The organism is Pseudogulbenkiania sp. MAI-1 (genome assembly GCF_000527175.1).
Classification (GTDB): Bacteria; Pseudomonadota; Gammaproteobacteria; order Burkholderiales; family Chromobacteriaceae; genus Pseudogulbenkiania.
Window position 1 is genome coordinate 275,662 of sequence record NZ_AZUR01000001.1, and the last position, 11,484, is coordinate 287,145.

At 64.2% G+C, this 11,484-nt stretch carries 11 protein-coding genes; 5 read left to right on the forward strand and 6 right to left on the reverse strand.

What is annotated here, in order from left to right:
- Nucleotides 1–75: 75 nt before the first annotated feature.
- Nucleotides 76–1,116, forward strand: a complete 1,041-nt coding sequence (locus PSEMAI1_RS0101180; protein WP_024301107.1) for an IS630 family transposase — start codon at nucleotides 76–78, stop codon at nucleotides 1,114–1,116.
- Between the two features lie 146 nt (nucleotides 1,117–1,262).
- Nucleotides 1,263–2,036 carry a 3-hydroxybutyrate dehydrogenase gene (locus tag PSEMAI1_RS0101185; protein ID WP_024301108.1) on the forward strand — a complete coding sequence of 258 codons (774 nt, stop codon included), beginning with the start codon at nucleotides 1,263–1,265 and terminating at the stop codon, nucleotides 2,034–2,036.
- Nucleotides 2,037–2,220: 184 nt separating this feature from the next.
- Here the strand turns inward: PSEMAI1_RS0101185 and PSEMAI1_RS0101190 are convergent, their stop codons facing one another.
- Genes PSEMAI1_RS0101190 through PSEMAI1_RS0101205 form a run of 4 tightly spaced genes read right to left on the reverse strand, consistent with a single transcriptional unit; the run spans nucleotide 2,221 to nucleotide 5,605 of the window.
- Nucleotides 2,221–3,234 (reverse strand): TRAP transporter substrate-binding protein, encoded by a 1,014-nt coding sequence (locus PSEMAI1_RS0101190; protein WP_029770430.1) that lies wholly within the window; start codon nucleotides 3,232–3,234, stop codon nucleotides 2,221–2,223.
- Nucleotides 3,235–3,271: 37 nt separating this feature from the next.
- On the reverse strand, nucleotides 3,272–4,549 hold the full coding sequence (locus PSEMAI1_RS0101195) for a TRAP transporter large permease (protein WP_024301110.1): 1,278 nt from the start codon (nucleotides 4,547–4,549) through the stop codon (nucleotides 3,272–3,274).
- Between the two features lie 12 nt (nucleotides 4,550–4,561).
- Complete coding sequence (locus PSEMAI1_RS0101200; protein WP_024301111.1) at nucleotides 4,562–5,080, reverse strand: TRAP transporter small permease; 519 nt, start codon at nucleotides 5,078–5,080, stop codon at nucleotides 4,562–4,564.
- Nucleotides 5,081–5,092: 12 nt separating this feature from the next.
- A complete protein-coding gene (locus tag PSEMAI1_RS0101205; protein WP_029770432.1) occupies nucleotides 5,093–5,605 on the reverse strand; it encodes a gluconokinase in 513 nt (170 codons plus the stop codon).
- Nucleotides 5,606–5,803: 198 nt separating this feature from the next.
- On the opposite strand from PSEMAI1_RS0101205, the gene PSEMAI1_RS0101210 reads away from it, so the two are divergent.
- Nucleotides 5,804–6,826 carry a LacI family DNA-binding transcriptional regulator gene (locus tag PSEMAI1_RS0101210; protein ID WP_024301113.1) on the forward strand — a complete coding sequence of 341 codons (1,023 nt, stop codon included), beginning with the start codon at nucleotides 5,804–5,806 and terminating at the stop codon, nucleotides 6,824–6,826.
- A 274-nt stretch (nucleotides 6,827–7,100) separates the two neighbouring features.
- A complete protein-coding gene (locus PSEMAI1_RS0101215; RefSeq protein ID WP_024301114.1) occupies nucleotides 7,101–8,021 on the forward strand; it encodes a bestrophin family protein in 921 nt (306 codons plus the stop codon).
- 151 nt (nucleotides 8,022–8,172) lie between these two features.
- Here the strand turns inward: PSEMAI1_RS0101215 and aspA are convergent, their stop codons facing one another.
- Nucleotides 8,173–9,576, reverse strand: coding sequence for an aspartate ammonia-lyase (gene aspA, locus PSEMAI1_RS0101220; protein ID WP_024301115.1), 1,404 nt, complete (start codon nucleotides 9,574–9,576; stop codon nucleotides 8,173–8,175).
- 336 nt (nucleotides 9,577–9,912) lie between these two features.
- Nucleotides 9,913–10,824 carry a LysR substrate-binding domain-containing protein gene (locus PSEMAI1_RS0101225; RefSeq protein ID WP_024301116.1) on the reverse strand — a complete coding sequence of 304 codons (912 nt, stop codon included), beginning with the start codon at nucleotides 10,822–10,824 and terminating at the stop codon, nucleotides 9,913–9,915.
- A 119-nt stretch (nucleotides 10,825–10,943) separates the two neighbouring features.
- Between PSEMAI1_RS0101225 and PSEMAI1_RS0101230 the strand changes: the two genes are divergently transcribed.
- Entirely contained in the window at nucleotides 10,944–11,378 is a 435-nt protein-coding gene (locus PSEMAI1_RS0101230; protein ID WP_024301117.1) for a hypothetical protein, read from the forward strand.
- Nucleotides 11,379–11,484 lie beyond the last annotated feature (106 nt).

The following is an 11,484-nucleotide window of genomic DNA, read 5'->3' on the forward strand; positions in this document are numbered from 1 at the left end:
TGAACTGCCGATTTGAATCAAAACTTTGATTTATTAACCCGGCCCTTAAATTGGCTGTCATGGTATCATGTTTGCATGGACAAGATCGATGCACGCAAGCTGGGTTCCGAGGGACGCGAAACGTTGCGCAAGATGGTGCTGCGTTTGCGCACGCAATCGGGTATGAACGGTGTTGAACTGGCGAAGATCGCCGGGGTGCATGTACGTACCGTACAGAAATGGTTGAGAGTGGCGCGTGCAGAAGGGGCCGGGGCGCTGGTCGAGAAACCGCGTGGGCGCCCCCATGGCGCCTGCCGCAAATTGACGATGGCACAGGAGGTCTGGGTGCGCCAGCGCATCGTCGGCGCCGTTCCCGAGCAACTGAGCCTGCCCTTTGCACTGTGGACCCGGCGTGCGATCCAGGCTTTGGTGGAAATTCAGTTCGGCCTGCAATTATCCGATCGCCTCGTCGGCAAATATCTGCAGCGCTGGGGCTATACCGCACAGAGGCCAGTAAAGAAAGCGATTGAACAACGAAGCGAGTTGGTCCAGGCTTGGCTGCGCGAGCAGTATCCCGCCATCGCTGCGCGCGCCAAGGTGGAAGGGGCGCTGATCTACTGGGCCGATGAGACGGCGGTCAAGGAAGACACGAACTGGGTGCGCGGCTTTGCCCCAGCCGGACGCACGCCGGTGTTGGAGGCGTCGGCGCGCTGGCCCAAGCTGTCGATGATCTCGGCCATCACCAACCGGGGTGAGATTGCGTTCCAGATCGTCGAAGGTACGATCAATGCGGAACGCTTTATCGAGTTTCTCGCGCGACTGATCGACGGCGCCCCCGGCAAGGTGTTCCTGATTGTCGATAACTTGCGGGTCCATCACGCCAAGCTTGTCCGTGCTTGGGTCGAACCGAGGAAGGACAAGATCGAGCTGTTCTACCTGCCGCCTTATGCACCGGAGTCCAATCCGGACGAATACCTGAATCATGACTTCAAGACATCGCTGCGCCTGGAACCAGCCAGTCGTAACGACTTGGATCTCATGGAAAAGGCGATGCGGATCATGAATCGCATCGCCCAATTGCCGGAACGCATCCGGTCATACTTTCGGCACCCACATGCAACTTACGCGGCAATATAAGTGTATTTAAGGGCCGGGTTAATAATGCAATACAAATGACTCGCCGCCACCGGCTTCCGGCCCGACTGTGGCAAATGTGGCGCAATGCCCGCTACGCCGGCGCGCGAGCGACTAAGCTTGAGCCATCCCCCAAGAGGAGACAGCACATGACCCGTACCGCCTTCATCACCGGTTCCACTTCCGGCATCGGCCTGGCCATCGCCAGCCGGCTCGCCGCCAACGGCTGGGCCATCGGCCTGCATGGACTGGCCACGCCCGAGCAGCGAGACGAGGCCCTGGCCGAGGTGCGCCAGGCCGGCGCGGCCGAGGCCGTGTTTTTCGAGGGCGACCTGCGCGACGCCGACGCGGTGCAGAAGCTGGCTGAGGACGTCCAGCGCTGGCGCGAGGTCGACGTGCTGGTCAACAACGCCGGCATGCAGCACACCGCCAGCGTGGCCGAGATGCCGCCCGAGGTGTGGCAGACCGTGCTGGCGGTCAACCTGTCGGCGGCCTTCTACCTGATGCAGGCGCTGCTGCCGGGCATGGCGCAGCGCGGCTGGGGGCGCGTGGTCAACATCGCCTCGGTGCACGGCCTGGTCGCCTCGGTGCACAAGGCCCCGTACGTGGCGAGCAAGTTCGGCCTGGTCGGGCTGACCAAGGTGGCGGCGCTGGAGTACGCGCAGAGCGGGGTGACGGTGAACGCGATCTGTCCGGGCTGGGTGGAGACGGCGCTGATCGAGCCGCAGATCCAGGCGCGCGCGGCGGCCTTCGGCGGCGACCGTGCCGCCGGGCTGAAGGCGCTGGTACTGGACAAGCAGCCGTCCGGGCGCATGAGCCAGCCGTCCGACATCGGCGAGGCGGTGGCGATGCTCTGCGCCGACTGGGCGCACAACCTGACCGGCGTGGCGCTGCCGATCGACGGTGGCTGGACCGCGCAGTAGCGGGGCTGGAGGGGTTTCCCCCTCCCCTGAGGGGGCGCATTTCCGGCACTACGATCAGTCTCGGGGGTGTTTGCAGGGTCGGGCTAAGTTGGCGAGTCTCGGCGGCAAGGCGGCTGCCTGGCCAAAAAAAGCGGGGAGCGCGAGGCCCCCCCAGGAGAGGAGATATCATAATTATGGCGATGGCTTACTTGCGTGCCTGCACCAACGCCGCCTGCAGTTCCTTCAGCACGGCAGCGCCGCTGTCGGCTGCGAACTTGTCGAATGCCGGCTTCGCTTTTTCGCGCATGCGCTGCAACTCGGCGGTGTTGACGAAGTTGACCTGCATGCCCTGTTTGCGCAGGAAGGCGATGCCCCGCTCCGCCTCGGCGCGCGTGTCCTTGCGCTCGAAGTCGCGTGCGGCGTTGGCCGCCTCCTGGATCACCTTCCGCTCGTCCTTGGACAAGCCTTCCCACCACCGCTTGCTGACCAGCACGATCCACGGACTGTACACGTGCCGGGTCATCGACAGGTATTTCTGCACTTCATAGAACTTGCTCGATTGGATCGTGTTGACCGGGTTTTCCTGGCCGTCCACCGCCTTGGTCTCCAGCGCGGTGAACAATTCGGAGAAGGCCATCGGTACCGCATTGGCACCGAAGCTGTTGAACATGTCGATGTAGACCGGGTTTTGCATCACACGCAGCTTGACGCCCTGCAGGTCTTCCAGGCGGGTGATCGGGCGCTTGGTGTTGGTGACGTTACGGAAGCCGTTTTCCCAATAGGACAACCCCACCAAGCCTTTCTCCGGCAGACGTGCCATCAGCTTTTGGCCGAATGGGCCGTCCAGCACGGCATCCGCCTCCTTTTCGTTGGCGAACAGGAACGGCAGATCGTACACACCAAACTCCTTGACCACGCCGACCAGGGTCGCCGTGGAGCCGACCATCATTTCCTGAGCCCCGCCGACCAGCGCATTCTGCATCTGAATGTCGTTGCCCAGACTGGCACCGCCGAAACCTTTGGCGCGCAGCTTGCCGCCGGAGCGTTTGGCCAGTTCATCGACGAAGAACTTCACGGCACGGCCCTGGTTACTGTCTTCCGCCAGTCCGTAGCCGAAACGGATCATGCGCGGCTGGATATCAGCGGCTTGCGCGAGTTGGCTCGACAGCACGCCAGCGGCAATAAAGCCCATAACAAGGGGTTTGATCAGCAATTTCATGTAACTTCTCCTCCTTTTTTGATAGTCACCGACAAGGTCAGTGGAAGAACTTCGTTGGCCCGGTAATCACTTCCGGGAAGACGACGAACAGCACCAGCAAAACGAGATAGGTCAGCAGGAACGGCCAGATGCCGCGAGTCGCCTTCTCGAGCGAAATCTTGGCGACGCCGCATACCACGTTGAGTACCGTGCACACGGGCGGGTGGATCAGGCCGAGCGTGCCGACCAGCACGAACATCACGCCGAAGTAGGTCGGGTCGATACCCCCCTTTTGCGCCAGCGGCATCAGTACCGGGGCCATCACCAGGATGGTCGGCGTCAGGTCCATCACGGTGCCGACCGCCAACAGCAACAGCACGATGGCGCCCATCAGCAGGCGTGGGCTGTCAAGCAACGGCCCCAGCAAGTCGCCTACCTGCGACGGCAGGTCGGCCAGTGTGATCATGTACGACGACACCAGTGCCGCCGCGCACAGGAACATCACCGTGGCAGTGGTGCGCGCCGCATGCACGAGTACCGGCAGCAGCGCGGGTACACTCAGTTCGCGGTAGACGAACAAGCTGACCAACAGCGAGTAGACGGCGGCCACCACGGCGGCCTCGGTCGGCGTGAACAGCCCGCCGCGCAGACCGCCCAGGATGATCACCGGCAGCAGCAGCGCCCACACTCCCTTGGCCAGCGCGCGGCCGCGCTCGCCCCATGACTGGCGCGGCTGCGGCGTCACGTCCATGTCGCGGGTCACCAGGAGCCACGCGATCACCAGCCCCAGCCCCATCAGCACCCCCGGCACGATACCGGCCAGGAACAGCCCGCTGATCGAGGTGTTGGTGGTCACGCCGAAGATGATGAACGGCATGCTGGGCGGAATGATCGGGGCGATGATACCGCCGGACGCGATCAACCCGGCCGAGCGCGGCACCGGGTAGCCATGATCGCGCATCATCGGGATCAGCAACGTTGCCAGGGCGGCGGTGTCGGCGATGGCCGAGCCGGACAGGCTCGCCAACAGCACCGAGGCGCCAATCGCAACGAAACCGAGCCCACCGCGGATGTGGCCGACGAAGGCGACCGCCAGGTCGATGATGCGGCGCGAGATGCCGCCCGCGTTCATCAACTCGCCGGCGAGAATGAAGAACGGCACTGCCATCAGCGGGAAGTTGTCGGCGCCGGACAGCAGGTTCTGTGCAACCAACTGCGCATCGAAAAAGTCGAGGTAGTGCATCAGCGCTACGCCGGTCAGGATCAGTGCAAAGGCGATTGGCATACCGAGCGACATCAAGCCGAACAGGGAGCCCAGAAAAATGGTCATGGTCATGATGTGCTCCGCTTACAAATCCTGAGCCGCCGGCTGCACCGAAAACGCTCCGGGCAACTGGGCCTGAGGGTGCCCGATTACGATGCGCACCAGATTGAGTAGCACCACGGCGATCATCGCCACCGCGCACAACAAGCCGGCGCCGGCAAACAAGGCCATGGGGAAGCCAAGGACAGTAGAGCGGGTCTCGAGCCCGATCAGCGTCTGGCTCCAGCTGCCCTGCAGGAACAGCCACAGCGCGTACAGCATCAGCAGGTGGCTGATGGCGGCACACAGCCGTCTCATCGGTGCCGGTAGTCGCGCCTGCACCAATTCCAGCCCCAGATGCGCGTTCTGGCGCAGCGCCAGGAAAGCGCCGAGGAACACCAGCCAGACGAACATCAGCCGCGACAGCTCTTCGGCGGCAGCGATACCGGAGTTGAATACGTAGCGCAGCACCACGTTGCCGAATACCAGCGCAACCATCACTGCCAGCGCCAGTGCCATCGCCCATTCGATTGCCCGCTCCGCACGGGTAAGCCAGTCATGCATTTCACTTACTCCTTATCGATGCACAGCAAGATGCTGCAGGATGTTCTCCACCAACACGTCGGGAGCCAGCGTGATGTCGGCGGTGAGAACGGTTTCATCCGGGGTCGGTGGCTCCAGGTCGCGGAATTGGCTGTCGATCAGCCCGACAGGCATGAAGTGCCCCTGACGGGCACGCATGCGGGCTTCGATCAAGGAACGCTCCCCTTTCAGATGAACAAAGGCGAGGCGGGCGTAACCCTCGCGCAACAGGTCGCGGTAGCGGCGCTTGAGCGCGGAGCAGGACAGCACCAGCGCTTGGCCGGAGCGTTCCGCCTGGGCGATGCGGGCACTCAGCGTTTCCAGCCAGACCTGGCGGTCTGCATCGGTCAGCGGGATACCGGCGCCCATCAAGGTCACGTTGTGTCGCGGGTGGAAATCATCGCCTTCGACAAACTCGGCATTCAGGGCGTCGGCCAACAGGCGGCCGATTTCGCTTTTGCCGCTTCCGCAGACGCCCATGACCACAATGATTTGGGTATTATCCATGTTAGCGTTAACATTGTTGTGTTGAAGAAAGACCGCTCGCGGCGGCCTCTGTCTTCCGGACCTTGGTCTGGCCGGGTTCAGGTGTTGATGTGCAGCGAAGGTTAGCGCTAACATTTTGCGTCGTAAAGCAATTTCAATCGTGCAGTGCACCATTGAACTGTTCGTACATACACACCCAGAGGGCTACAATTTCACCCCATGAGCGAACGTAAGCCAAGAATCGGCCAGAGCCGTACCACTCTCAGCGATGTAGCCGATTACATCGGTGTCAGCGCCATTACCGTCTCCAGGGCCCTTAACAAGCCGGAACTGGTGTCCGAGGCACTGCGCGTCCGTATCGACGAGGCGGTTCAGACGCTGGGTTATGTGCCTAACAGGGCGGCGCGTGCGCTGGCTTCGGCGAGGTCGCACAGCGTGGTGGTGCTGGTGCCTTCGCTGTCCAATACGGTGTTTGTCGATACCTTGGCCGCCATTCACGATACGCTGTACCCAAGCGGGTATCAGATGCTGATCGGCGATACCCGTTACTCAGCGCAGGAAGAAGAAAATCTGCTGCGTACTTATCTGGAGTACAACCCTGACGGCATCCTGATTACGGGTTTTGATCACACGCCCGCTACCCGCTCACTGCTGGGCGCGGCCGGCATACCCACTGTGCACATGATGGAACTGGACGACAGTGCCACCATGCCGTGTGTTGGTTTTTCGCAGTTCGACAGCGGCTACGCGCTCACCCGCTTCCTGATCGAGAAAGGCTATCGCCGCATTGCCTTTCTTGCCGCCCAACTCGACCCGCGCACGCTGAAGCGCGGGGAAGGCTATCGGGCTGCGTTGCGCGAGGCCGGGTTGTATTCGCCACAGCGCGAGCTGGCGGAGCCCAGTCCGTCCTCGGTCGGTTTGGGGGCGCAGTTGCTCGACCGCTTGCTGGAGCAGGCTCCCGATTGTGACGCCATTTTTTGCAATAACGACGATCTGGCACTGGGGGTCATGTTCCAATGTCAGCGCAGACATATTGCCGTACCTGAACAGTTGGCGATTGCCGGTTTTAATGATCTGGATGCATCGGCCTGGACCAATCCGCCGCTGACCTCGGTGGCCACCCCGCGCTACGAGATTGGCCGGGAAGCAGCGCTCATGCTGCTGGCCTTGATGAGTGGCCGGGCCCCCGTCTCGACCCGGGTCGATCTCGGCTATCGCCTCGTGGTACGACACAGTACATGATTGCCTGGGGGGACTCTCATCCGACCTGAGAGGATGCGTGGCTGCCATCTAATGCGGGAACTCTTTTGTTGCATGGCGGGGCGGGCGTGGCGGAGGCCAGGAGAGCAGCCTCAGCCAGGCGATTGACTTCTTGGCACTCACCGCGCCTGTGGGTAAGTCTGTGGGTAGGTTGAGGGTAGGCTGTGGGAGAGTGGTGGATAGAGAGAGGGTTGCTGCTGCGCTGCACAAGAGCCCGCGGCGGGGCTAGAATGGCGTTTTGCCCGCCGAGTCCGCCATGATCGTCCGCCCCGCCTCGCCATCCACCTTGTCTCTGTTGTTCTCGATGCGTGGCTCGGTGGTGCCGGCGGTGTGGCGGCGGGTGCTGCTGACCATCGGTGTCGCCGTGCTGGTGACGCTGCTGCACGGCACGCTGGGGCCGCTCAAGATCACGCTGACGCCGACGCCGTTTTCCCTGATCGGGCTCACCCTGGCGATCTTCCTCGGCTTTCGCAACAGCGTCAGCTACGAGCGCTTCTGGGAGGCGCGCAAGCTGTGGGGCGAGGTGCTGGTGGTCACGCGCAACCTCGGCCGGCAGACGCTGACGCTGGTGGACGGCCTCGCGATGGAAGAAAAGCGCGTGCTGCTGTACCGGCTGGCGGCATTCGCCCACGCGTTGCGCCACCAGTTGCGCGGCAGCGACCCGGCGGCGGATCTGGTGCGGTTGCTGCCGGCCGAGGAGTGCGCCGCCGTGCTGGCGCAGCCCAACCGTCCCAACCTGCTGCTCGAACGCATCGGCGCCGCCTACGCCACGTTGGCGCGCAGCGGCCGGCTGTCGCCGCTGCTGTTGGCCAACGTCGACCAGCAGATTTCGCAGCTGTCGCACGCGCTGGGCGGCTGCGAGCGCATCCGCCACACGCCGATTCCCTACGCCTACATCCTGCTGCTGCACCGCACCGTGCACCTCTACTGCTACCTGCTGCCGTTCGGGCTGGTGGACAGCGTCGGGCTGATGACGCCGCTGGTGGTGGGCATCGTCTCCTACACCTTCTTCGGGCTCGACACGCTGGGCGACCAGATCGAGGACCCGTTCGATACCCTGCCCAACGACCTGCCGCTCGATGCGCTGTGCCACGGCATCGAGAGCAATCTGCAGATGCTGCTGGGCGAGCCGCTGTCGACGGCGCCGCAGCCGGACGCCAACGGGGTACTGCTGTAACTCCCCGTTCGCGGTCTTGCTGCGCCTCCTCATCGGGGCGGCGCGTTGTCTGCATCCTCCAGACAAAAAAAAAGGGTTGCCCGCGAGGGCAACCCTGCAAAGTTCTGCCATGGAGGCAGTTCGCTTCACACTCCATCCAAGGAGATGTTCGTTACAGCGTGACCCAGCGCGGTTGGGTCAGCGCGGCGGGGTTCAGCACGGCGTCGAGCTGCTCGCGGCTCATCAGGCCGCGCTGGAGCACGATGTCGTACACGCCGCCGCCGCTGGCGTGCGCCTCGGCCGCCACCTCGGTGGCCGCGGCGTAGCCGATGTAGGGGTTGAGCGCGGTGACCAGGCCGATCGAGTTCTCCACCTGGCTGCGCAGGTAATCGCGGTTGGCGGTGATGCCCTTGACGCAGTTGTCGGATAGCGTGCGACATGCCTGGGTCAGGTGGTTCACGCTGCGGAACAGGCTGTAGGCGATCACCGGTTCGAAGGCGTTGAGCTGCAACTGGCCGGCTTCGGCCGCCATGGTCACGGTGAGGTCGTTGCCGATCACTTCGTAGGCGACCTGGGTCACCACTTCCGGAATCACCGGGTTGACCTTGCCCGGCATGATCGACGAGCCGGCCTGGCGTGCTGGCAGGTTGATCTCGCCAAGACCGGCGCGCGGGCCGGACGACAGCAGGCGCAGGTCGTTGCAGGTCTTGGACAGCTTGACCGCCACGCGCTTCAGCACGCCCGAGAGCTGCACGAAGGCGCCGCAATCCTGGGTGGCCTCGATCAGGTTGGGCGAGGTGATCAGCTCCAGGCCGGTCAGCTCCGACAGCTGGCGGCACACCAGGGAGGCGTATTCAGGGTGGGCGCAGATGCCGGTGCCGATGGCGGTGGCGCCGAGGTTGATTTCCAGCATCAGGCGCGAGGCTTCCTGCAGGCGCTGTTCGTCTTCGCCCAGCATCACCGCGTAGGTCTGGAATTCCTGGCCCAGCGTCATCGGTACCGCGTCCTGCAACTGGGTGCGGCCCATCTTCAGCACGTCGCCGAATTCCTCGGCCTTGGCGGCGAACGCCTGGCGCAGCTCGGCCATCGCGGCCAGCAGCTGCTGCACGCCCCAGTAGGTGGCCAGGCGCAGCGAGGTCGGGTAGACGTCGTTGGTGCTCTGGCACAGGTTGACGTGCTCGTTGGGGTGCAGGTGACGGTATTCGCCCTTGGCGTGGCCCATCAGTTCCAGCGCACGGTTGGCGATCACCTCGTTGGCGTTCATGTTGGTCGAGGTGCCGGCACCGCCTTGGATCACGTCGACCACGAACTGCTCGTGCAGCTTGCCGGCGCGGATTTCCTCGCAGGCGGCGACGATGGCGTCGGCGCGCGGGGCGTCCAGCAGACCCAGCTCACGGTTGCTCAGCGCGGCGGCCTGTTTGATCGCGGCCAGCGCCGCGATCAGGTTGGCGTAGCCGGCGATGGTCTGGCCGGTGATCGGGAAGTTTTCGATGGCGCGCAGGGTGTGCACGCCCCAGTAAGCTTCGGCCGGGACCTCGCGGTCGCCGAGCAGGTCGTGTTCGCTACGAGTAGTCATGAGCTGTGTTTTGTCTTGTGTGGTAAGGGACAGGGCGCACTGTAGGCGAGGGCGGCCTCGGCTGGCTAATTCCGAATGCCGATCAGGCCATGCTTTTTTTGCATAACCTGGACGAGACGTTTTCAAGGCGGAGGGAGAGGCCGGCCCGAGGATGGCCGGCGGGCTGAAGGTTTGCGCACAGGATGGGTGGAGGCACGATTCCTTCGCAACGCCGCACGACCTTGCTCGGTCAGTGCCGGAACCCATCAGCGATGGGTTGCGCTGCGCTTCACCCATCCTACGGTTGTCCCTGTTGGCACGTGCCGCTTAGGCCGGGCTGGGCGATGTTTCCGGTTCTCAGATGGCGGGGTATTCGCCGGAGAGATACTGCCAGAACGCCTCCAGCACCGGCCGGCTGCGCTTCTTGCTGCGGTAGAGGCGGATCTCCATGTCCACCCCCCAACGCTCGTCGGCGGCCGGCGCGAGCTGGCCGTAGCGCACCTCGCGCGCCACCGCGCTCTGCGGTAGGAACGCCACGCCGTGGCCCTCCAGCACCATGTTCTTCAGCCCTTCCGCCATGTCGGTCTCGTAGCGCAGGTGCAGGTGGCAGGGTTCCGGCGCGTCGGTCAGGATCTGCTCGGTCATCAGCCGGAAGTAGGCGCTGGAGGCGTAGCCGAGGAAGGGTACGGGGGAGGCCGCCGTGCCGGGCAGGACGAAGCGCGGCTGACGCTGGCGGTCGGCGCGGGCGTAGGGACGCAGCCGCTCCACGCCGAGCCGGAGGCCGAGGTAGCGGCCGTCTTCCAGTTCCACCGGCTGCTTGGGGTGGTGGTAGCACATCAGGAGATCGCTGCCGCCTTCGACGAAGGCCAAGAGCGCATCGTGCACGTTGCTCGCCTGCAGCCGGCACGACAACTGACCGAAGCCCTGTTCCACCCGGGTGAGCCACTTGGGAAAGAACGAGAACGACAGCGTGTGCGGCACCGCCAGCTCCAGCGTGTCTTCCGGCAGCGGGCGCATGCCCTGCAGCAGCGCGCGCGTGGCGTGGATCTGGTTGAGCATGGCGGCGGCGTGCTCGCGGAATACCTCGCCGGCGGGCGTCAGCCGTGTCGGGTACGAGGTGCGGTCGATCAGCTCGGTGCCGATCCAGCCCTCCAGCGCGCGGATGCGGCGCGAGAACGCCGGCTGGGTCAGGTGGCGCGCCTGGGCCGAGCGGGTGAAGCTGGCGGTTTCCGCCAGCACCAGAAAATCTTCCAGCCATCGTGTTTCCATGCCGCGTGCTCCGTGGTGCGCCCTGGTGGGAAAGAACGGGGTGCATGGTACACCGCGCTGAACGATCGGTGCGTATCGCGGTCTCTCTGATCGTTCGTCTGCACGTGAAGGAGTGAGTCATGCATCCACCTTGCTTGTCCCGTCTGACCGCCGCCGTCCTGGTGCTGGCGCTGGCTGCCTGTGCCACGCCGCCCTCGGCCACCGGCAAGCGCAGCTCGGCGACCGGCACGCCTCCGGCTCCGGCCACGACCGCCAAGGCGGTCCCCCCGCCGGCCGGTTCGACCGCGTCGCCACCGTCGCGTATCGCCGCGGCCGCCGACTGCATCCAGGGCGGGGCGCAGAAATGGGGCATCCCGGCCGATTATCTGGCGCGCCAGGCCACCGCCGACGGCGCCATCGTGCTGACGCTGGTCAATCCCCATTCCGGCAAGCGCGGCCTGAGCATCGAGCTCACGCCGGACGGCCGTCACACCGAGGCCAATCTGGACGCAAACGGCACGGTGGTGTCGGCGCAGTGGCGTGGGTTGGTCAGCCGCTGTGTCGACAACGGCTGACCGGCCAACGGCACTTTCATGGCGTATAAATAAAGCGTTGGCGTGGCAATGTGACGTCTGTCTTTTTCTTGCCGGCATTGCCATGTCGATGTCTTTGTGTCGCCGG